General features: G+C 71.4%; 19 protein-coding genes. 13 read left to right on the top strand and 6 right to left on the bottom strand.

Annotated features, from left to right (window positions below; translation table 11 throughout):
- Window positions 1–4: 4 nt before the first annotated feature.
- Window positions 5–1,198, bottom strand: coding sequence for a M20 metallopeptidase family protein (locus BLV96_RS31950; RefSeq protein WP_086670895.1), 1,194 nt, complete (start codon window positions 1,196–1,198; stop codon window positions 5–7).
- A 68-nt stretch (window positions 1,199–1,266) separates the two neighbouring features.
- Here BLV96_RS31950 and BLV96_RS31945 point away from each other — a divergent pair, with 68 nt between their 5' ends.
- On the top strand, window positions 1,267–2,331 hold the full coding sequence (locus tag BLV96_RS31945; protein WP_244180605.1) for an Lrp/AsnC family transcriptional regulator: 1,065 nt from the start codon (window positions 1,267–1,269) through the stop codon (window positions 2,329–2,331).
- A 547-nt stretch (window positions 2,332–2,878) separates the two neighbouring features.
- On the opposite strand, the gene BLV96_RS31940 is transcribed toward BLV96_RS31945, so the two are convergent.
- The 4 genes from BLV96_RS31940 to BLV96_RS31925 form a co-directional block, all read right to left on the bottom strand.
- Window positions 2,879–3,769, bottom strand: a complete 891-nt coding sequence (locus BLV96_RS31940; RefSeq protein ID WP_086675017.1) for an SCO0930 family lipoprotein — start codon at window positions 3,767–3,769, stop codon at window positions 2,879–2,881.
- 43 nt (window positions 3,770–3,812) lie between these two features.
- Window positions 3,813–5,297: a DUF1996 domain-containing protein gene (locus tag BLV96_RS31935; protein WP_086675016.1), complete on the bottom strand. Its 1,485-nt coding sequence runs from the start codon at window positions 5,295–5,297 to the stop codon at window positions 3,813–3,815.
- 325 nt (window positions 5,298–5,622) lie between these two features.
- On the bottom strand, window positions 5,623–6,414 hold the full coding sequence (locus tag BLV96_RS31930) for a zf-HC2 domain-containing protein (RefSeq protein WP_086675015.1): 792 nt from the start codon (window positions 6,412–6,414) through the stop codon (window positions 5,623–5,625).
- 7 nt (window positions 6,415–6,421) lie between these two features.
- Entirely contained in the window at window positions 6,422–6,982 is a 561-nt protein-coding gene (locus BLV96_RS31925; protein WP_086675014.1) for a sigma-70 family RNA polymerase sigma factor, read from the bottom strand.
- Window positions 6,983–7,210: 228 nt separating this feature from the next.
- On the opposite strand from BLV96_RS31925, the gene BLV96_RS31920 reads away from it, so the two are divergent.
- The 5 genes from BLV96_RS31920 to BLV96_RS31900 are packed head-to-tail and all read left to right on the top strand — an operon-like array spanning window position 7,211 to window position 10,862.
- Window positions 7,211–7,810, top strand: coding sequence for a hypothetical protein (locus BLV96_RS31920; RefSeq protein ID WP_086675013.1), 600 nt, complete (start codon window positions 7,211–7,213; stop codon window positions 7,808–7,810).
- Window positions 7,794–8,591, top strand: coding sequence for a DUF4142 domain-containing protein (locus tag BLV96_RS31915; protein WP_086675012.1), 798 nt, complete (start codon window positions 7,794–7,796; stop codon window positions 8,589–8,591). Before BLV96_RS31920 ends, BLV96_RS31915 begins: the two co-directional genes overlap by 17 nt.
- Window positions 8,584–9,201 (top strand): ferric reductase-like transmembrane domain-containing protein, encoded by a 618-nt coding sequence (locus BLV96_RS31910; protein ID WP_086675011.1) that lies wholly within the window; start codon window positions 8,584–8,586, stop codon window positions 9,199–9,201. Before BLV96_RS31915 ends, BLV96_RS31910 begins: the two co-directional genes overlap by 8 nt.
- 1 nt (window position 9,202) lies before the next feature.
- Window positions 9,203–9,433: a ferredoxin gene (locus tag BLV96_RS31905; RefSeq protein WP_086675010.1), complete on the top strand. Its 231-nt coding sequence runs from the start codon at window positions 9,203–9,205 to the stop codon at window positions 9,431–9,433.
- The gene (locus BLV96_RS31900; protein WP_086675009.1) at window positions 9,426–10,862 is read left to right on the top strand and encodes an NAD(P)/FAD-dependent oxidoreductase; all 1,437 of its coding nucleotides are present in this window, start codon (window positions 9,426–9,428) and stop codon (window positions 10,860–10,862) included. The genes BLV96_RS31905 and BLV96_RS31900 overlap by 8 nt, the downstream gene beginning before the upstream one ends.
- Before the next feature lie 380 nt (window positions 10,863–11,242).
- On the opposite strand, the gene BLV96_RS31895 is transcribed toward BLV96_RS31900, so the two are convergent.
- Window positions 11,243–12,577: an MFS transporter gene (locus BLV96_RS31895; RefSeq protein ID WP_086675020.1), complete on the bottom strand. Its 1,335-nt coding sequence runs from the start codon at window positions 12,575–12,577 to the stop codon at window positions 11,243–11,245.
- A 114-nt stretch (window positions 12,578–12,691) separates the two neighbouring features.
- Here BLV96_RS31895 and BLV96_RS31890 point away from each other — a divergent pair, with 114 nt between their 5' ends.
- The 7 genes from BLV96_RS31890 (at window position 12,692) to BLV96_RS31860 (ending at window position 19,622) form a co-directional block, all read left to right on the top strand.
- A complete protein-coding gene (locus BLV96_RS31890; RefSeq protein WP_086675008.1) occupies window positions 12,692–13,582 on the top strand; it encodes a LysR family transcriptional regulator in 891 nt (296 codons plus the stop codon).
- Between the two features lie 195 nt (window positions 13,583–13,777).
- Window positions 13,778–14,221 (top strand): helix-turn-helix transcriptional regulator, encoded by a 444-nt coding sequence (locus tag BLV96_RS31885; RefSeq protein ID WP_086675007.1) that lies wholly within the window; start codon window positions 13,778–13,780, stop codon window positions 14,219–14,221.
- Between the two features lie 10 nt (window positions 14,222–14,231).
- Window positions 14,232–14,642: a VOC family protein gene (locus tag BLV96_RS31880; protein ID WP_086675019.1), complete on the top strand. Its 411-nt coding sequence runs from the start codon at window positions 14,232–14,234 to the stop codon at window positions 14,640–14,642.
- Between the two features lie 47 nt (window positions 14,643–14,689).
- On the top strand, window positions 14,690–15,877 hold the full coding sequence (locus BLV96_RS31875) for an MFS transporter (RefSeq protein WP_244180603.1): 1,188 nt from the start codon (window positions 14,690–14,692) through the stop codon (window positions 15,875–15,877).
- Window positions 15,862–16,101, top strand: a complete 240-nt coding sequence (locus BLV96_RS31870) for a helix-turn-helix transcriptional regulator (protein ID WP_086675006.1) — start codon at window positions 15,862–15,864, stop codon at window positions 16,099–16,101. The genes BLV96_RS31875 and BLV96_RS31870 overlap by 16 nt, the downstream gene beginning before the upstream one ends.
- Entirely contained in the window at window positions 16,098–18,455 is a 2,358-nt protein-coding gene (locus tag BLV96_RS31865) for an ATP-binding cassette domain-containing protein (protein ID WP_086675005.1), read from the top strand. The genes BLV96_RS31870 and BLV96_RS31865 overlap by 4 nt, the downstream gene beginning before the upstream one ends.
- Window positions 18,456–18,605: 150 nt before the next feature.
- Window positions 18,606–19,622, top strand: a complete 1,017-nt coding sequence (locus BLV96_RS31860; RefSeq protein WP_086675004.1) for a fatty acid desaturase family protein — start codon at window positions 18,606–18,608, stop codon at window positions 19,620–19,622.
- Window positions 19,623–19,624: the final 2 nt, after the last annotated feature.

The following is a 19,624-nucleotide window of genomic DNA, read 5'->3' as shown; positions in this document are numbered from 1 at the left end:
GGCGTCACCCGGCCAGGAGCCCGAGGCGGCGGACGGCGAGCTCGGCCAGCAGCGCGGCGCCGTCGCCGAGAACGCTGTCGTCGAACCGGGCGCGCGGCGAATGGTTGTCCGGCGCGGATTCCGGGTCCGTCGGGCAGGCGCCGAGGAACAGGTACGCGCCGGGAACGCGTTCGAGCACGCGGGAAAAGTCCTCCGAGCCGGTGATCGGATCGGCCATCTCGGTGAACCGCTCTTCGCCGAAGACGTCACGGATCGTGTCGGCGACGAAGTCGTACGCCGCGGCGTCGTTGACCGTCGCCGGGTACTCCGGCTCGTAGGTGACTTCGATGTCGAGGCCGTGCGCCTGCGCGATGCCCTGGCACACCTGGACCGCGCGCTCCCCCACCCGCGCCGCGACCTCCGGCGAGAACGACCGCAGCGTCGCCTCGAACTTCGCGTCGTCCGGGATGATGTTGCGCCGGGTGCCGGCGTGGAACGAGCCGACCGTGATGACGACCGGGTCGAAGACGTCGAAGGTGCGCGTCACCATCGTCTGCAGGGCGGTCACCATCTCGCAGGCCGCGGGGATCGGGTCGCGGGCGTCGTGCGGCGACGAGCCGTGGCCGCCGTCGCCGAGGACCCGGACCTCGAGGGCGCCCGAGGCCGCCATCAGCGTGCCGGGCCGGGCGACGAAGTGGCCCTTCGCGTAGCTGGCGGCCGAAACGTGCAGGCCGTAAGCGGCGTCGACGTGCTTGCCGGACGCCGTCAGCACGCCTTCCTCGATCATGCGGCCGGCGCCGTCCCAGCCCTCTTCGCCGGGCTGGAACATGAAGACGACGTCGCCGGCGAGCTCTTCGCGGCGGGCGGCGAGCAGGCGGGCCGCGCCGACCAGGCCCGCCGTGTGCAGGTCGTGGCCGCAGGCGTGCATGGCGCCGTCGAGGGTCGAGCTGAACTCCTCGCCGCTGTTCTCGGTCACCGGCAGCGCGTCCATGTCGCCGCGGAGCAGGACGGTGCCGCCGGGTTTGCCGCCGCGCAGAACCCCCGTGATCGACGAGAGGTTCTTGCCGAGGCTCAGTTCGAGCGGCAGGCCGTCCAGGGCGGTGAGCACCCGCTCCTGGGTACGCGGGAGGTGCAGGCCGATCTCGGGGATGCGGTGCAGGTCGCGGCGCAGGGCGACCAGGTCGTCGAGCAGGTCAGCGGCGTCGGAGCGCAGGGTCATCCGCAGATCATGCAAGTGTCGAGCACAATGGCCGCAGAAATTCCCCTAAACCACCGCTGCGAGAGCCGATGACCGAAGAATCCGCCATGTTGACCGAGCAGGACCTCAAACTGGTCGACGCGCTGCAGGCGGCGCCGCGGGCGTCGTGGTCGACGCTCGGCCGCGCGCTCGGCCTCGGCGCGGTGACCGCCGCCCGGCACTGGGACACGCTGGTCGAACGCGGTGACGCGTGGCTCACCGCGTACGTCGGCGGCGAGCTGAGCGCGCGGCTGACCTTGGCGTTCGTCGAGATCGACTGCGTGCCCGGGACCGCGCCGGCCGTGGCGGACGCGCTGGCCGCGGACCCGCACGTGGTCACGGTCGAGTACGTGGCCGGGCCGTGCGACCTGCTGGCCCACGTCGTCGCGCCGACCCTGCGCGAGCTGGGCGCGCACGTGCTGCACCGGGTCTCGGCGGTGCCCGGCGTCGCGCGGGTGCGGACGGTGCTGTCGCCGCGGATGTTCACCGAGGGCAGCCGGTGGCGGGTGCGCGCGATCTCGCCGGGGCAACGGGAAGCGTTGTCGGCCAAGCCGGCGAAGAACCGCGCGCCACTGCGGTTCGACGACGCGGACCGCGCGCTGGTCCTGGCGCTGGGGGTGGACGCCCGGGCGTCGGCGGCTTCCTTGGCGGCCGAACTCGGCGTGGGGGCGACGACGGTCCGGCGCCGCCTGGACGGTTTGCTGGCCCGGGGCGCGATCCGCGTCCGGTGCGAGATCGCGCGGTCGGTGTCGCCGGCGCCGGTCACGGTGACGCTGTGGCTGCGGGTGCCGCCGGACAAGCTGGAGACGACCGCGCGGTCGCTGGCGATGCTGCCCGAGGTGCGGATGTGCGCGGCGCTGACCGGGACGGCGAACCTGATGGTCGTGGTGTGGCTGCCTTCGCAGCACGAGACGCTGGGGCTGGAGGCGGTGCTCGCGGCGAAGCTGCCGTGGCTGGAGGTGGTCGCGCGCGCGGTGACCCTGCGGAACGTGAAGCTGATGGGCCGCCTGCTCGACGACGCGGGGCGCGGGGTGGGCCGGGTGCCGCTGGACTTCTGGGCCGCGGTCCCCGTGCCGGAGCACGGGGACCGCAGCGTGGGCCGGTCCGGGGGATGAGGGGGGTGAGGTGGAGGGAAGCATCCACCGGACCGGGGACTGTGGAGGAGTGGCCTTCGAGTGCCGGCTGCGCTCTCTCGGGGCGCCGGCTTCAGAAGCACCTGAAGTGTTCGCTTCCGCTTCGGGCGGTGGTTCCGGCCCGGTGACCGAGGGGCGGTGTCCCAGGCGGGTCTCGCCTGACCGGAGCCGCGGCCCGCGTGATCGAGGGCGAAGCTCTGGCGGCTGGTGGGTCGGTTCGAGGAGGAGTTCCGGCTCGGTGGACTCGGGGGGTGAGGTGGAGGGAAGAACGTCCACCGGCCGGAACTCGCGGGGCGGGAACGGCTCCCGCCTTCTTCCTCCTTCGCTGATCCGGCGAACCGGATCGATGGGGGTGAGGAATCCCGGCCCGAGGGACTAGGGGGGTGAGGTGGAGGGAAGTGTCCACCCGGGCCGGGGCTCGGGGCGCGGGACGGGGGTCCCGCGGTTCTTCTGGGTGGTGCGACCGGCCCGGCGGACGGGGGGGTGAGGTGGAGGGAAGTGTCCGCCGGGCCGGGGTTCGTGGGGCGGGTCAGTACCCGCCGGTCGTCGTCGACGCCGGGCGGCGCGACGGGTCCACCTTGCAGCCGCTGGGTTCCACGGCGTACCAGGTGCCGCCGGCGCCGTGGCCGGTCGCCTCGCCGGGTGCGCCGTCTTCGGCGTAGGTGTACACCGGCCAGCCGCCGACCGTGACCTGCTTGCGGCCGTCGGCTCGGGTGAGCTCGCCGACCAGGCCCGTGTCGATCGCCGGGGCGACGGTGATCCGGCCGTCCACCAGCAGCGGCGGCCACGTCTTCGCGCACGTGCCGTCGCAGGTGGACTGTCCGGAACCCCGCTCGTCCCTGGTGTACAGGTAAAGCGTGCGGCCGGCCTGGTCGGTCAGGACCGGGCCGAGGCCGTCGATCTCGGTGGCGCCGAGGGTGGTCGCCTTACCGGCCTTCTCCCCTTCCGGGGTGATCGCCGCCCAGTCCGCGCTGACGTTCTGGCCGAGCGCGACGCCGGTGGCGGTGTCCTTGGCGTAGGTGTACACCGGCCAGCCGCCGACGGTCACCTGCTTGCGGCCGTCAGGCCGGGTGACCTGGCCGACGAGCTGAGCGTCCACACCGGACGCCGGGGAATCGGAGACCAGCGGCGGCCACGCCTGCTCGCAGGCGTCGACGCAGGTGGTCCGCGACGGCTTCGCGGAATCCTTGGCGTAGCGGTAAAGCGTGTGGCCCGCGGCGTCGGTGAGGACCTCGCCGAGACCCTCCACTGTGGACGTCGTCAGCCGGGCCCGGGGACTGGCCTGGACCGTGCTCGCCGAGAGCTGCTGCTGCGCGGCCGGCTGGACCACACCGGACGTGGCGTACGGGTTGGTCCCGCAGGCCGCGACCAGCGCGACACCGGCGACGGCGGCAGCGGCACCCGGACGAGCACGGTTCATCGGACGTTCTCCCTCCTGGGGCGGAGTGACCGGACGGGTGGAGCTATTCCGCGCAGGCCTTGCCGGAGTTGATGCAGTTGACCAGGCGGCCCATGATCTTGCGGTTCATCACGTTCGCGAAGTCGTCGTGGTCGGACCGCGGGTTGTGCTTCTCCTGGGCGAAGGCGTCCACTTTGTACTGACCCTTCTGCTGGACGTCCTGCGGGACGTCGTAGACCAGCGTCACCTGCAGCTGCGGCACGTTCTTGAAGCCCTGCGGGCACTTGCCCTGCTGGTTCGCGAACACGATGTGCGTGCGGTGGTTGGCGCTGTCGGTGTTCTTGCCGTCCCAGCAGTTCGGGAAGGCGTGGATGCGCTCGACCTTGCTGCCGGCCGGGCAGATCGGGTAGAGGTCGGTCAGCCGGTCCTCGAACCCGGTGCAGGTCCAGCTCGGCCGGGCGTTGGCCGGGCCGTTGGTGCTCTGCTTGGCGTCACCGTAGAGGATCTTCAGGCCGAGCGGCATCGCGACGACGTTGCGCGCGCCGCCGCCGATGAACTTCAGCGTCGCGGACTCCGGTTCGATGATCTCGCCGTCGTTGTCTCCGACTTCTTCGTTCTCGCCCTCCGGGCCGCCGAGCTCTTCGGCCGGCGGTGCGGCGGCCGAGCTGCTCTGGTTCTGGCCACCGTTCTGGCCGCCGTTGTTCTTGCCACCGTTGTTCTGGCCGCCGCGCCGGCGGTCCTGGTTCTGCCGCTGGTCCTGCTGGTTCTGACCGTCCTGCTGCTGGGCGTTCTGGTCCTGGCCGTTCTGCTGCTGGGCGTTCTGGTCACCGCCGCGGCCCGCGCCGCCCCCGGTGTTGCCCTTCTTCTGCTGCTGCCCGTTCTGGTCCTGCGCGTTCTGGTCCTGCTGGTCCTGCGCGTTCTGGTCCTGGCCGTCCTGGTTCTGGGCGTCCTGGTCCTGGCCCTGCCCGGCGTCCTGCGCGTCTTGGGCGTCCTGGGCGCTCTGGTCCTGCTGGACGTCGCCGGTCTTGCCCTGCTGCTTCTGCTGGGCCTGCTGGTTTTCGCTCTCGTTGGCCGCGTTGTCCTCGCGGTCGATGCGGATCACGGGCCAGAAGTAGGCCGACTTGTCACCGTTCTTGCAGGTGGTGCCGCCGGCGAGCAGGCTCTTGAGGCTCGAGTCGGCGTCGGTGGTCTTGTTGCCGACGTAGTCGTGCAGGTGCTGGGCGCCGTTCTTGATCCCGGGCTGCGCGATGAAGTTGTCCGGGTTGTGGTGCGCGCCGTCCGCGTTCGTTCCACAGTCGACGGTGAAGGAACCCTGCGCGCCCTTCTTCTGCAAGGCCGCGTTGACGTTGTTGCCGGCGGGAACCTTGTTGATGTCGATGAAGAACGACGGGTCCGCGGGGTCCGCGCTGGCCTCGCCCGTGCGGCCCGCGGTGACCGCGACGGCGAGTGCGCCGACGGCGATCGCCAGGCCGATCGCGCCCATGGCGATCTTGGTACGGCGGGCGACGCGATGCTTGCCCGTCACGGGGGACCGAGAATTCCGGGCCATAGACTAGTTCACCTCGTTCGTTATTCCGGGCACGCCGATTACCGCGGTGCCCGGGCAAGAACTACCGTTGGTTTGCGGTCGAGATCGCACGGAACCCGCGGGGATGCTTGTGGTTCCGGCTGTCGGGATGCATCGGGGGATGCATTGGGGGATACGGACGCCGACGCGGCGAGGTTCAAAAGCGACCAGCCCGTTATCTGTTCGTTATCTAGCGGAACGCAACCGCGCACCATTGACGCAGGTCAAAGCGATACGACCGGAAAAAGAGAGTGGTGAACCGCGGCGCGCACGCCGACGTGGTTCAGACCAGAGGGAGAAAGAGGAGTCAGCGCTGCACGACGACGAGCACCGTGCCGTCGTCGCCGCGGACCTCGAACCGGCTGATCTGCTCGACCGCCAGCGAGGTGGAACCCTGCAGCCGCAACGGGTCCGGCGAGCCCGGGATGCCGAACCCCTTGGGCGGCACCGACCAGCCGGACACGACGCGGTCGTCGCCGGTCGTCGAGATGGCGACCAGCTGGCACTTGAGCGGTCCGACGATCCCGCGCAGCTCGAGGTCGACGCGGCTGCCCCACTCCACCGGGGACACCGTGACGACGGCGCTCACGGCCGACCCGCCGCTGCCGCGGCCGTAGGTCTGGCCGCCGCCGGGCTGGCCCGGCGCACCGGTGGACGGTGGCGGCACGGACGTCGCCAGGACGCTCGTCAGGGGCGGGGGCTGCTTGCCGGTCGGCGCGGCGAGGGACGCGGGCGGGACGGCGTCGGCCGGCTGGACCGCGAGGGTCACCAGCGGGCCGGCGATGACGGCGGCGGCGGCCGCGGCGCCGGCGAGCAGGCCGATCCGCTTGCGGCGGCGGCGCTTGACGGCGGCCTCTTCCATCAGGCCGCGCAGCACGCGGGGCCCGGGCGCAAGGGTGCGCGGGCTGGGCGCCGGCATCGGCGGCTCCGGCCAGCTGCGCTTGACCAGGTCGAGGACGTCCGGCAGCTGGTAGAGCTCGATCAGGTCGAGCTGGCAGTGCGGGCAGTTCATCAGGTGGGCTTCGAACTGGGTGCTCTCGGCCTCGCTGAGGACGCCGAGCACGTACGCGGCGACGTCGGTGTGTGCGGACCCGGCCACCCTCAGTTCACCCCCGCTCCCGCAGGGCCCGGCGCAGGGCGCGGACGGCGTGGTGGATGCGGGACTTGATGGTGCCCGGGGGCACGCCGAGGGTCGCCGCGACCTCGTTGACGGTGCGATCGCGCAGGTAGGTCTGCTGGATGGCTTCCCGCTGCTCGGGCGAAAGGCCCTGCAGCGCCTCGTAAACGATCATCGCGGCGAGCGTCCGGTCCGATTCGTCGGACACCGCGATCGCGTCGGACTCGATCTCCTCGAGCTCCTGGGGCCGGACACTGCGGCTGCGCCAGCCGTCGATGACGGTCCGCCGGGCGACGGTGAACAGCCACGCGCGCAGCATCTCCGGCTGGCGGTCGAGCTTGTCCGCGTTCCGCCACGCCTTGATCAGGGTCTCCTGCACGACGTCTTCGGCCCACTGCCGGTCGTGGCCGGTCAGCCGCAGCGCGAACGCCATGAGGGACCCGCCGAACTCCTGGTAGAGCGCCTTCGCCAAGTCGTCGGAGGCGTCGTTGTGCTCGACAACGACTTCCTGATCTTGAACGGGTCTCAGCGCTCGGGTGTGCCGTCCCACGCGGGACATCCTGGTGCTCCGAAGGGCCTACGTCCAGTACCAAACGGTCCCGAAACTTTTTTGAACCGTTTCCGGACCGTGTCCGTATCCCCTACCGAAGACCCCGACAAGGCGTTGTCCCCCGCAACGCTCCGCATCCACTCCGGACCGAATGTCCACTGTGGATCCTTCGCGCGCATTTCCGCCTCACCCCAGGCTACTGCGCGTAGTCATGCCCTCGGAGGAGCAGTGATACGCATTCCCCGTACGGTGGTCCCCGCCGCCGTGTGCCTCACCGCACTCGCCCTGCTCACCGCCTGCACCGCCGGCGCGGCCACCACCTCGGGCGGCTATGCCGCCGGTGGCGGCGCCGGGATGCAGATGCCCGGTATGCAGCAGCAGGTCCCGATGACGATCGCGATGCCGCAACCGATCACGGCCAACCCGAACGACCCGATGAAGAGCCAGCTCAGGGCCGCGAAGACGTTCGACCTCGGCCTGCTGCTCGTCGACGGGACCGGCTACACGATCTACCGCTACGACCGCGATTCGACCGACCCGTCCCGCTCGAACTGCAACGACGCGTGCGCGACCAAGTGGATCCCGGTCCGGGCCGGCGGCCCCGCGCCGATCGACGTCGACCGGTCGCTGATCGGCCAGATCACCCGCGACGACGGCACCCAGCAGGCCACCCTCGCCGGCTGGCCGCTGTACCACTTCACCGGCGACAGCGAACCCGCCGACACGTCGGGCCAGGGCGCTGACCAGGCGTGGTACCCGATCGCGCCGGACGGCAAGAAGATCACGATGACCCAGGATGAGTGGAGGGAAAATGCTTTCGGCCTCTGAGCTCGCGGGGCTGGAGCTCGCTCCGCCGTCCTCGCTCGAGCGTTCGCGCCCGCTGGTCCGGATCCTGTTCGTGCTGGTCGCGGTGCTGACGCTGCTCGCGTCGGTGTCCCCGGCCTCGATCGCCCAGACCACCGCGGTGTCCGACACCGACGCGGTGCTGCTGAACAAGGTCCGCCAGGCGGGCCTGTGGGAGATGCCCTCGGGCATGATGGCGATGCAGAAGGGCAGCCCGAAGGTCCAGGCCATCGGCTTCGCGATCATGATGGACCACGGCCGGCTCGACGTCGCCACGCGCGCGCTGTCGCAGAAGCTGAACTCGCCGGTCCCCGACCAGCCCTCGGCCGAACAGATGGGCTGGCTGGCCGAAGAGATGGCGGCGCCTCCCGGGGCGTCGTTCGACAGCGTCTTCGCCAACCGGCTGCGTGCGGCGCACGGCCAGGTGTTCGCCGTCCTCGCGCAGCTGCGGGCCGGTACCCGCAACGACGACGTGCGGGCGTTCGCGACCGTCGGGAACCAGGCCGTGTTGCGGCACATGACGATGCTCGAAAGCAGCGGCATGGTCGACTACACCGCGCTGCCGACACCGGCCGTCTCGACCACGGCCGCGCCCGTCGGGCAGCCGCTCGGCCTCGACCCGTCGCAGATCGCCGTGGTGGGAGCCCTGTTCCTGCTGGTCGGCGGCGGCCTCTTCTACGTGCTGCGCCAGATCAAGGGCAACCGCGGCCGCGCCCGGGCGTCCCGCCGGCCGGCCACCGTCAGAACCGGGGGCACCCATGGTTGAGACCTGGCACGACGCGACGATCTTCCTCACCCAGCAGTTCCAGCCGAAGACCGACCCGGCGGCCCGCGGCCTCGCGGCTTTCGCCGCCCGGGCGTCCTACGCGGCGATGATGCTGACGCTCACCTGGGGCGTGCTGACCGCCACCGGCTGGGTGCGCTCGGTCACCGGCCGCAAGGCGCTGCGCAGCTCGCACATGGTGCTGGCCACCGGCACGCTGATCTTCGGCGGCATCCACGCGCTGGGCTTCTTTTACCTGACGATCCAGCCCTACAGCCTGCAGTACCTGTTCCTCCCCTTCCTGTCGGGCCAGGAGACCCGGCACAGCATCGGCATCGTCGGCTTCGAGGTCATGCTCGCCATCGCGCTGACCGCCGGCCTGCAGCGGTTCACCTCCTACCGCCGCTGGCTGTGGCTGCACCGCTGCGCCTACCCGGCCGTCGCGCTGACCGCGCTGCACGCGTGGTTCGGCTCGATCGCCAACGGCCACCTCGCGGTCGTCTGGCTGGGCGGCATCACGCTGCTCGTCCCGGCGGTCACGACGTCGCTGCTGCGGTTCATGCCCGCGCGGACCCTGGAGCGCATCGGGCTCGTGGAAGAGCAGGTGGCCTGACATGCCCTTCCGTTTGCCCGGGGGCGGCCCCCGGATCAGCGTCGACAACGACCGGTGCGAGCTCTACGGCATCTGCGCCATGGAGGCGCCGGACGTGTTCGACCTCGGCCAGGACGGCCGCCTGCGCTTCCACACGCGGCTGCTGGACGAGACCACGATTGAACAGGCGAAGATGGCGGCCCGCTGCTGCCCGATGCAGGCGGTCGTGATGAGAGGAGAGCTCGATGGCTGACGGCGACCGGATCGTCATCGTCGGCGCGGGTGTCGCCGGGCTGCGTGCCGCGGAACGGCTGCGCGAGCAGAAGTTCGACGGCGAGATCGTTCTCATCGGCGACGAAGCGCGGCGGCCCTACCACCGGCCGATGGTCTCCAAGGCACTGGTGATGGGCACCGAACGCCCCAGCGACGTCGGGCTCGACCACTACCTGCCGGACCTCGACGTGCACTGGCGCCTCGGCGCGCGCGTCACGCACCTGGACACCACCGAGCGGGTCGTGCACCTGCCCGGCGGCGAGTCCCTCTGGTACGACGGCCTGATCGCCGCGACCGGCGTCTACCCGCGGCACCTGCCCGGGTCGCCGCGGCACGACCCGCGCGTGCGGATCCTGCGCACGGTCGAGGATTCGATGGCCGTGCGGCGCTGCCTCAACGCCAGCAAGAAGCCCGCCGTCGTGATCGGGGCCGGCCTGATCGGCAACGAGTTCGCCGCGAGCATGCGGCACATCGGCCGGGACGTCACCCTGATCGGCCACGCGAAGGCGCCGCTGCACCGCTTCGGCGACCGCGTCTCCAGCGGCATCGTCGAAGCGCACCACGAGCACCGCGCGAAGCTGGCGATGAAGAGCGAAGTGCGGCACTGGATCAGCACGAAGGACACCGTCGGGCTGCACCTGACGAACAACCAGCTGCTGGTCGCCAGCGTCGTCGTGCTCGCCATCGGCAGCGTCCCGTCGGTCGACTGGATGCGCGGCTCCGGCCTCGACATCAGCGACGGCGTGCTCTGCGACGCGAAGCTGTTCGCCGAGGGCGCGTCCGACGTCGTCATCGCCGGCGACATCGCGCGCTGGCCGAACCTGCGGTTCGACGAGACCCCGCGGCGGGTCGAGCACTGGATCAACGCCGTCGAATCGGCCCGGCACGCGGCGGACAACCTGCTGATGGGCCAGTCCAGCGCGAAGCCGTTCACCCCGCTCCCCCGGGCCTGGTCGACGCTGTACGACACGCGGCTGCAGATGTGCGGGATGCCTTCGCTGGCCGAGGACACGGTCACGCTGGCCGACGGCATCACCGGCTTCGTCCGCGACGGCCAGCTCGTCGGCATCTCGTCGTGGGACCGGCCGCGGGCGATGCTCGACTGGATGGCCGAGCTCGACCGCCGGCTGCCCGCCCCCGACTACGTGCCCGAGCCGGAGCCCGCGCCCGTCGCGGAGGTGCCCGAGGTCCCGGTCGTCGAGCCGGCGCTCGCCGCGCTGGCGGCCGACGTGCCGACGGAGGTCGACAGCGGCTTCGACCAGCAGGCCTTCGAGCGCGAGTTCGAAAGCGAGTTCGCCAACAACATCCCGACGACGGCGTTCCCCGCGCTGGCGGCCCCGCCGACCACGGCGTTCGCCGCCCAGCCCGGGGCGGCGCTGCCGACCATGGCCATCCCGATGGGGAGGTAGAGAAAGCCGGGACGTGGCTGCGCGCGGCGGCCATCGTCCCCTCGCCGGTCACCACGCCCCCTCCGCGGCTGGGCGGTGTGGTGATCGGCCCCAACGTCCCCCTGCCCGCCTCGCGTTCTGCGTGTCAAGCGTCCGGCGGGCCAGGAGAGGGCCATCCCGAGGGAACCCGACGCCCCCGGGGTGGCCTTCTTCCGGCGCACCGGGCGGGGGCCCGGGGTCGAGCGCCGCGGTGGTTCGCACCGCCACGGCGTGCACGTCCGTGCCGGCCTTCCCGGGGGAAGGGTATGCCGCCGGGAAGACCGGCACGGTCGGAAAAGTCGGGTTCGGGGTTGCACCGGCGAAGGCCGTCTCGAGGGAAACGGGAGCCCGCGAGACGGCCTTCACCTCGTCCGCCGCCAGGACTCCCCCACGACCAGCGCGCCGAGCACCAGGACCACCCCGCCGGCCACGCGCAACCCGGTGTCCGCGCCTGCGACGAACGCCGTGACGACGTCACCTCCGCGGCTCGTCGCCGACATGACCGTGCCGATGACGGCGACGCCGAGCGCGCTGCCGAACTCGCGGGTGGTGGCCTGCAGCCCGGTGCCGACACCCGCCTGCTCGGGCGGCAGCGACCCGGTGATGACTCCCGACAACGTCGGCAGCGCCAGCGTCACGCCGATCCCGGTCACCACGAGCCACCCGGCATAGGCCGCGTACGGCGTCGAGGCGTCGCTTGTGGACAGCCCGAGCAGGCCACCGCCGACGAACGCGAAGGCGAGCGCGACCGTGGCGTCGAAGCCGATGCGCCGGGTCAGCCGGCCGACGTGCCGGCCGCCCAGGATGATCGGGACGGTCAGCGGGACGATGCCCAGACCGGTGCCCAGCACGCCGAACCCCTTGGCGTACTGCAGGAACGACGCGTTGACGTAGAACAGCGCGAACATGCCGAAGAAGACCGTCGTCATGCCGAGGCAGGCGCTGCGCAGGCCCGGGATCCGGAACAGCCGCGGATCCAGCAGCGGGTGTTCGGCCTTCAGTTCCCGCAGCGTCCAGGCCGTGAACAGCACGGCGGCGCCGGCGAACCCGGTCACGACGACCGCGCTCCCCCACCCCGCTTCCGGGCCCTGGACGATCCCGACGAGCAAGGCGACCGACGCACCGACGAGCAGCAACGCGGCGAGGGGGTCGAGCCGGCGGTCGTGGCGCGACGACACCGGGGCGGTCCGCGCCACCAGCGCGGCTTCGGCGAGCGCGATCGGCACGGCGGCGGCGAACAGCCAGCGCCAGGACCCGGTCGAGAGGACGAGTCCACCCCCGACGTTGCCGAGGACACCGCCGATGCCGGTCATGGACGCCCAGGTGGCGATGGTCGCGGGCTTCTTCTCCGGCGGGACGGCGTGCAGCAGGACGGCCAGCGAATTGGGCAGGACCGCGGCGGCCCCGACGCCGGTGAGCGCGCGGCCGGCGAGCAGCAGGACGACGTCCGGGGCCAGCGCCGACAGCAGCGCACCGGCGGCGAACAGCCCGAGCCCGGCGAGCAGGACACCTTTGCGGCCGTACCGGTCGCCCGCGGCGCCGCCGGGGATCACCAGGCAGGCGAACACGATCACGTAGGTGTCGACGATCCAGACCAGCGTCGCCGCCGACGGGTGCAGCCCGCTCGCGGCGAGCATCGGGACGGCGAGGTTGACCGCCGCGACCATGCCGACGACGAGCGCGACGCAGGCGCACATCAGCGTCAGCAGGCCGCCGGTTCGTTGCTTGAGGTGCATGGGGCCGACGGTATGGAGCGGCTCGTGTGTCGTGCCACGCAACTTCGACAAGGATGGTTTGCGTACGCTGCAACCATGGCGGACCAGCTGGACCTGAACCTGCTGCGGGTGTTCGACGCGCTGCTGCGCGAGGGCAGCGTGACGGCGGCGGCCGAGCGCCTGCACCTGTCCATCCCGGCGGCGAGCCGCGCGCTGGGCCGGCTGCGGCGGGCGATGGGCGACCCGATCCTGGTGCGCGCCGGGCGCGGGATGGCGCCGACGCCGTTCGCGCTCCGCACGGCACCCCGGGTGCGATCGCTGCTGGAGGAGGCGGCGGCGCTGGTCAACGTGGACTTCTCGGTCGCCGGCCTGGAACGCACGTTCACGATCCGCATCAACGACGGCGTCGCGGCGACCCTGGCGACGGCGGCGGTCGAGGCGACGGCGGCGGTGGCCCCGGGCGTCACGCTGCGGTTCGTCGCGGAGGGCGCGGAAAGCACGGAGGCGCTGCGCGACGGCTCGGTCGACCTCGACATCGGCGCGGGCGACGCCCCGTCGCCGGACATCCGGACGGCGGTGCTGTACCGCGAACGGCTGGTCGGCATCGTCCGCGCGGACAGCCCGCTGGGCCGCGGCCGCCGCCCGACGCTGGCGCAGCTGTGCCGCCACCCGCACGTGTCGGCGTCCCGCCGCGGCCGGGCCCGCGGGCCATTGGACGACGTCCTGGCGGCGGCGGGCCTGCGGCGTCACGTGGCGGCGGTGGTCCCGACGTCGGCGCTGGCGCTGCTGCTGGTGGCGTCGAGCGCGCACGTCGGGCTGGTCCCCGAGCGGCTGGCCGAGCAGCACGGCCCGGCGCTGGGCCTGCGCTGGTTCCCGATCCCGGCGGAGCTGCCGGAGGTGGCGGTGGGCCTGTTCTGGCACGCCCGCCTGGACGCGGACCCGGCCCAACGCTGGCTGCGCGACACGCTCCGCACCGCCCTCCGCTGACCCGAGCGCCCCAATGTGGCCTTGGTTGCGTCTCCCGCACCGAAGGCCACATTGGGTGCGTTGAATAAGCACTGCGGCGCGAAGCGCCTCCGTTGAGGGTGGCGGTGGGGGCATCGGTGGAGCACCGAAGGCCACATTGGGGCGCTCTTGCCGAAGCGTCCCGCCGGGGCCGTCGCGTGTGGCACGATTGGCCCCGTGAGCAGCACTTCCGCCTCCGAGCCGTACCTGCGCGACCTCGCGCTGCTGCGTCGCGTCAAGGACCGGATCGACCGGGAGTACGCCCAGCCCCTCGACGTCGAGGCGCTCGCCAAGGGCGCCGGCATGTCCGCCGGGCACCTCAGCCGCCAGTTCCGCAAGGCCTACGGAGAGTCACCGTATTCCTACCTCATGACGCGGCGGATCGAACGCGCGATGGCGCTGCTGCGCAAGGGCGAGCTGAGCGTCACCGAGGTCTGCTTCACCGTCGGCTTCTCGTCGCTGGGCACCTTCAGCACCCGGTTCGCCGAGCTGGTCGGCGTGCCGCCGAGCGTCTACCGCGAAGAGCAGGCCCAGGCCACCCTCGGCATGCCGCCGTGCGTGGCCAAACAGGTCACCAGACCGATCAGGAATCGAGAAGCGCGGCCTTCCGCGGCCACCTAGGGTGACGACCATGGACGTCACCATTCACTCGAGCTTCCTCCCCCACACCGACCCGGAAGCCTCGCTCGCCTTCTACCGCGACCTGCTCGGCTTCGAGGTCCGGATGAACGTCAAGTACGGCGACATGGCGTGGATCACCGTCGGTCCGCCGAACCAGCCCGACACCGCGATCGTGCTGGCGCCGGCGACCGCGACGCCCGGCCTCACCGACGACGAGCGCCGCACCATCAACGAGATGATGGCCAAGGGCACCTACGCCGGCATCAACCTCGCCACCAAGGACCTCGACACGCTGTTCGCGAAGCTCGAAGCGGGCAACGCCGAGGTCGTCCAGGAGCCGGTCGAACAGCCCTACGGCGTCCGCGACTGCTCCTTCCGCGACCCCGCCGGCAACCTCCTGCGCATCCAGGAGCTGCGCTGACCGAGGTCGCGGCCCGGTCCTACCGCCAGGTCCTGCGGGACCGGCGCGTGGCCGGGCTGCTGCTGGGGGACCTGCTGGCCAACGTCGGCACCGGGATGATCATCGTCGCGATGCCCGTGCAAACGCTGTCGCTGCACGGCGGCGTCCCGAAGGCGATCGCGATCGGGCTGGTGGAGGCCGCGCCGTTCGTGCTGTCGACCGTCCTCGCGCTGGCCATCGGGCTGGGCCGCGTGCGCGTCCCGCCGCGCACCCTGCTGGTCGTCGACTGCGTCCTGCGGTCGCTCACCTTCGCCGCGCTCGGCGTCCTGGCCGTCATCGGGCGGCTCACGCTGCCCGTCCTGATCCTCGGGCTGCTCTTCGGTGCGACGTTCCGGCTCGCCGGGTCGAGCAGCCGCCGGCTCCTGGCGACGTCCGCGGCGGGCGAGGCCGGGCGGTTCTCGGTCAACGGCCTGCTCGGGCTGAACACCACGTTCGCCCTCTACATCGCCGGGCCGGTGCTGGGCGGGCTCGTCGTGGCGACGGCCGGCGCGGGCTACGCGCTCTTCTTCGACGCGGCCGGCGCGCTGGTCCTGCTCGCGGCCACGGCGGTGTTCGTGCCGCGCGCGGCCGAAGGCCCGGACGCCCTGCGCGAGCCGAAGACGTCCGGCTGGCGGATCCTGCGGCGGCGCCCGGTGGCCGCGCGGCTGCTGGTCGTCGAGTTCTTCTTCAACTTCCTGTACATGCCCATCGAAGTGGCCCTCCCGCTGTACGTGAGCGGGACGCTACACGCGGGCGCGTCCGGTCTGGGGCTGCTGTGGGGCGCGCTCGGGGTCGGCGCGTTCGTCGGCGCCGCGCTGGTCAGCCGGCTCCGGAACCTGCCGCAACGGCCGCTGCTGGTCGCGATCATCGGCCTGTGGGCGCTGTGCCCGATCGCGCTCGCGTTCACCGGCAACCTCACGCTCGCGCTGGTCGTCTTCGCCCTGGGCGGCCTGGTGTACGCGCCGTTCACGCCGGTCGCCTACAGCTTCTTGCAGTCGGGGCTCGCCCCCGGCGAACAGCAGCAGGTCGTGACGCTGTGGACGACCGGAGCCACGGTGGCCGCTCCCCTGGGCCTGGCCCTCGGCGGCCCGCTGATCGAACTGGCCGGCAGCACCGGCGGGCTCGTGCTGTCGGGCGTGCTGACGTTGCTGCTGCTCCCGATCGCGGCCCGCGCCGTGCTCACCCGAGAAAGGGAATCGACATGTGTCTCGGCCTGACCGCCGCCGCCCGTGAGCACTTCCGCGAACTGGTGCTGCTGCGCCGCGTTCGCGACCGCATCGGCCGTGAGGGGACCGTCGACCTCGATGCGCTCGCCCGCGACGCCGGGATGACGACCGAGCACCTGACCCACCGGTTCCGGCTCGCCTACGGGCAGTCCCCCCACGCCTACCAGCGGGCCGTCCGCACCCCCGCCTTCGACCGAGTCCTGGAGCCCCGATGACCAAGCACGTCGCCGACAGCCACGGCCTGATCCGCGTCCACGGCGCGCGCGTGAACAACCTCAAGGACGTGAGCGTCGAGCTGCCGAAAAGACGGCTGACGGTGTTCACCGGGGTTTCCGGCTCCGGCAAGAGCTCCTTGGTGTTCAGCACGATCGCCGCGGAGTCGCAGCGGCTGATCAACGAGACCTACAGCACCTTCGTGCAGGGGTTCATGCCGACGCTGGCCCGGCCCGACGTCGACGTGCTCGACGGGATCACCACCGCGATCATCGTCGACCAGGAGCGGATGGGCGCCAACCCGCACTCCACCGTGGGGACCGCGACCGACGCCAACGCGATGCTGCGCATCCTGTTCAGCCGGCTCGGGACGCCGCACATCGGTTCGCCGCAGGCGTTTTCGTTCAACGTCGCCTCGATCAGCGGCGCCGGCGCGGTCACCATCGAGAAGGCCGGGCGGCAGATCAAGGAACGGCGCAGCTTCAGCATCACCGGCGGCATGTGCCCGCGCTGCGAGGGCCGCGGCAAGGTCAACGACATCGACCTCACCGCCTTGTTCGACGAGAACAAGTCGCTCAACGACGGCGCGATCACGATCCCGGGCTACAGCATGGAAGGCTGGTACGGCCGCATCTTTCGCGGCTCCGGCTTCTTCGACCCGGACAAGCCGATCAAGAAGTACACCAAGAAGCAGTTCAACGACCTGGTGTACAAGGAACCGACCAAGATCAAGGTCGAGGGCATCAACCTGACTTACTCGGGGCTGGTGCCGGCGATCCAGAAGTCCTTCCTGTCCAAGGACGTCGACGCGACGCAGCCACACATCCGCGCGTTCGTCGAGCGGGCCGTCACGTTCACGACGTGCCCGGACTGCGCCGGCACGCGGCTGTCCGACGAGGCCCGGTCGTCGAAGATCGACGGGATCAGCATCGCCGACGCGTGCGCGATGCAGATCAGCGACCTCGCCGCGTGGGTGGGAAAACTGGCCGAGCCGTCGGTCGCGCCGTTGCTGGAAGCGTTGCGGCGCACGCTGGACTCGTTCGTCGAGATCGGGCTCGGCTACCTCTCGCTCGACCGTCCATCCGGGACGCTGTCGGGCGGGGAAGCCCAGCGCACCAAGATGATCCGGCACCTGGGGTCGTCGCTCACCGACGTCACCTACGTCTTCGACGAGCCGACGATCGGCCTGCACCCGCACGACATCCGGCGCATGAACGACCTGCTGCTGCAGCTGCGGGACAAGGGCAACACGGTGCTGGTCGTCGAGCACAAGCCGGAGGCGATCGCGATCGCCGACCACGTCGTCGACCTAGGCCCGGGCGCCGGCTCCGGCGGCGGCGAAGTCGTCTTCGAGGGCACGGTGGCCGGGCTGCGCAAGAGCAGGACGCTGACCGGGCGGCACCTGGACGACCGGGCGGCGCTGAAGTCGTCGGTGCGTTCGCCGTCCGGATTCCTGGAGGTGCGCGGAGCATCGACGCACAACCTCAAGGACGTCGACGTCGATATCCCGCTCGGCGTGCTGGTGGTCGTGACCGGGGTGGCGGGCTCGGGCAAGAGCTCGCTGATCCACGGCTCGCTGTCCGGCGGCGAGGGCGTGGTGACGGTCGACCAGACCGGGATCCGCGGTTCGCGCCGCAGCAACCCGGCGACGTACACGGGGTTGCTGGAGCCGATCCGCAAGGCGTTCGCCAAGGCCAACGGCGTCAAGCCGGCGCTGTTCAGCGCGAACTCCGAGGGCGCGTGCCCGAACTGCAACGGCGCGGGTGTCATCTACACCGACCTCGGGATCATGGCGGGCACGGCCACGCCGTGCGAGGTGTGCGAGGGCAAGCGCTTCAACGCCGAGGTGCTCGAGTACACGTTCGGCGGCCGGGACATCAGCGAGGTGCTGGGGATGTCGGTGGCTTCGGCGACGGAGTTCTTCGCTTCCGGTGACGCCGCATTGCCGGCGGCGCACAAGATCCTGACGCACCTGTCCGACGTCGGCCTGGGGTACCTGACGCTGGGCCAGCCGCTCACGACGTTGTCGGGCGGCGAGCGGCAGCGCATCAAGCTGGCGACGCACATGGCGGAGAAGGGCGGGGTGTACGTCCTCGACGAGCCGACGGCGGGCCTGCACCTGGCCGACGTGGAGCAGCTGCTGGGCCTGCTGGACCGGCTGGTGGAGGACGGCAAGTCGGTGATCGTCATCGAGCACCACCAGGCGGTGATGGCCCACGCGGACTGGATCATCGACCTGGGCCCGGGCGCGGGCCACGACGGCGGCCGGGTGGTGTTCGAGGGAACGCCGGCGGAGCTGGTCAAGGCGCGCAAGAAGACACTGACCGGCGAGCACCTCGCGGAGTACGTCGGCTGACGCCTCGTGAGTGGCAATTCGGGTTAGAACCCGAACTGCCACTCACGACCGGCGGGGCCCATACCAGAAGCCGTGGTAGGGCGGGCCCCCGCAAATTGCCTGGTGCGGTCCGGGTTCCGGCGCGGTCCCCTACCGCGAAGACTCGGGTGCGTGACCACGACAGAGATCAGCACCGGCAGTGACTTCGCCCGGCTGAGCCACCGCATCTCCGCCGCCGGCCTGATGGTGCGGCGGCCCGGGTACTACACCGCCCGGTTCGCCGTCGTCGGCGGGCTGTTCGCCGGGGGCTGGGTCGCCTTCGCGCTGCTCGGGAACTCGTGGTGGCAGCTGGCCGTCGCCGCGTTCCAGGCCGTCATGTTCGCGCAGATCGCCCTGCTCTCGCACGACCTCGCGCACAAGCAGGTGTTCCGGCGCCGGCGGCCCACCGAGATCGCCGGGATGCTCGCCGGCAATCTCGGGATCGGGATGAGCTACGGCTGGTGGATGGACAAGCACACCCGCCACCACGCCAACCCCAACCACGAGGAGCTCGACCCGGACGTCGATCCCGACATCCTCGTGTGGTCGAAGGACCAGGCCCGCACCGCGAGCGGCGTCGCGAAGTTCGTCGGGCGGTACCAGGCCTTCCTGTTCTTCCCGCTGCTGACGCTCGAAGGCCTGAACCTGCACTGGTCCGGGATCCGCGCGGTGCGCAAGCCGGGCCTGCGCCGCCGCGGTGTCGAAGCCGCGCTGCTCGCCGTCCACGTCGTCGGCTACCTCACCGCCTTGTTCACCGTGCTCTCCCCCGGTATGGCGCTGCTGTTCTTCGCCGTCCACCAAGGACTCTGGGGTGTCTACATGGGATCGATCTTCGCGCCCAACCACAAGGGCATGCCGACGCTGACCGGGCGCCCCGAGCTCGACTTCCTCCGCAAGCATGTCCTGACCTCCCGCAACGTCCGCGGCGGCCTCGTCACCGACGTCGCCCTCGGCGGCCTCAACTACCAGATCGAGCACCACCTGTTCCCGAGCATGCCGTCGCCGCACCTGCGGCGGGCGCAGCCGATCGTCGAGGCCTACTGCGCCGAGCTGGGCGTCCCCTACCTGCAGACGAGCCTCGTCGAGTCCTACCGGCAGGCGCTCACCCACCTGCATGAAGCTGGGGCGCCTCTCAGGAACCGTTCGTAGAC

Origin of the sequence: Amycolatopsis pretoriensis (genome assembly GCF_900107925.1) — a bacterium.
Classification (GTDB): Bacteria; Actinomycetota; Actinomycetes; order Mycobacteriales; family Pseudonocardiaceae; genus Amycolatopsis; species Amycolatopsis pretoriensis.
This window is presented reverse-complemented; position numbering and strand designations above follow the sequence as displayed.

What these genes read in the sequence shown, in the direction of transcription:
- BLV96_RS31890 (WP_086675008.1), top strand. Translation starts at nt 12,692, where the DNA reads ATGGCGGACCAGCTGGACCTGAACCTGCTGCGGGTGTTCGACGCGCTG.
- BLV96_RS31935 (WP_086675016.1), bottom strand. Translation starts at nt 5,297, where the DNA reads ATGGCCCGGAATTCTCGGTCCCCCGTGACGGGCAAGCATCGCGTCGCC.
- BLV96_RS31910 (WP_086675011.1), top strand. Translation starts at nt 8,584, where the DNA reads ATGGTTGAGACCTGGCACGACGCGACGATCTTCCTCACCCAGCAGTTC.
- BLV96_RS31950 (WP_086670895.1), bottom strand. Translation starts at nt 1,198, where the DNA reads ATGACCCTGCGCTCCGACGCCGCTGACCTGCTCGACGACCTGGTCGCC.
- BLV96_RS31895 (WP_086675020.1), bottom strand. Translation starts at nt 12,577, where the DNA reads ATGTGCGCCTGCGTCGCGCTCGTCGTCGGCATGGTCGCGGCGGTCAAC.
- BLV96_RS31905 (WP_086675010.1), top strand. Translation starts at nt 9,203, where the DNA reads ATGCCCTTCCGTTTGCCCGGGGGCGGCCCCCGGATCAGCGTCGACAAC.
- BLV96_RS31880 (WP_086675019.1), top strand. Translation starts at nt 14,232, where the DNA reads ATGGACGTCACCATTCACTCGAGCTTCCTCCCCCACACCGACCCGGAA.
- BLV96_RS31915 (WP_086675012.1), top strand. Translation starts at nt 7,794, where the DNA reads ATGCTTTCGGCCTCTGAGCTCGCGGGGCTGGAGCTCGCTCCGCCGTCC.
- BLV96_RS31865 (WP_086675005.1), top strand. Translation starts at nt 16,098, where the DNA reads ATGACCAAGCACGTCGCCGACAGCCACGGCCTGATCCGCGTCCACGGC.
- BLV96_RS31945 (WP_244180605.1), top strand. Translation starts at nt 1,267, where the DNA reads ATGACCGAAGAATCCGCCATGTTGACCGAGCAGGACCTCAAACTGGTC.
- BLV96_RS31940 (WP_086675017.1), bottom strand. Translation starts at nt 3,769, where the DNA reads ATGAACCGTGCTCGTCCGGGTGCCGCTGCCGCCGTCGCCGGTGTCGCG.
- BLV96_RS31870 (WP_086675006.1), top strand. Translation starts at nt 15,862, where the DNA reads ATGTGTCTCGGCCTGACCGCCGCCGCCCGTGAGCACTTCCGCGAACTG.
- BLV96_RS31900 (WP_086675009.1), top strand. Translation starts at nt 9,426, where the DNA reads ATGGCTGACGGCGACCGGATCGTCATCGTCGGCGCGGGTGTCGCCGGG.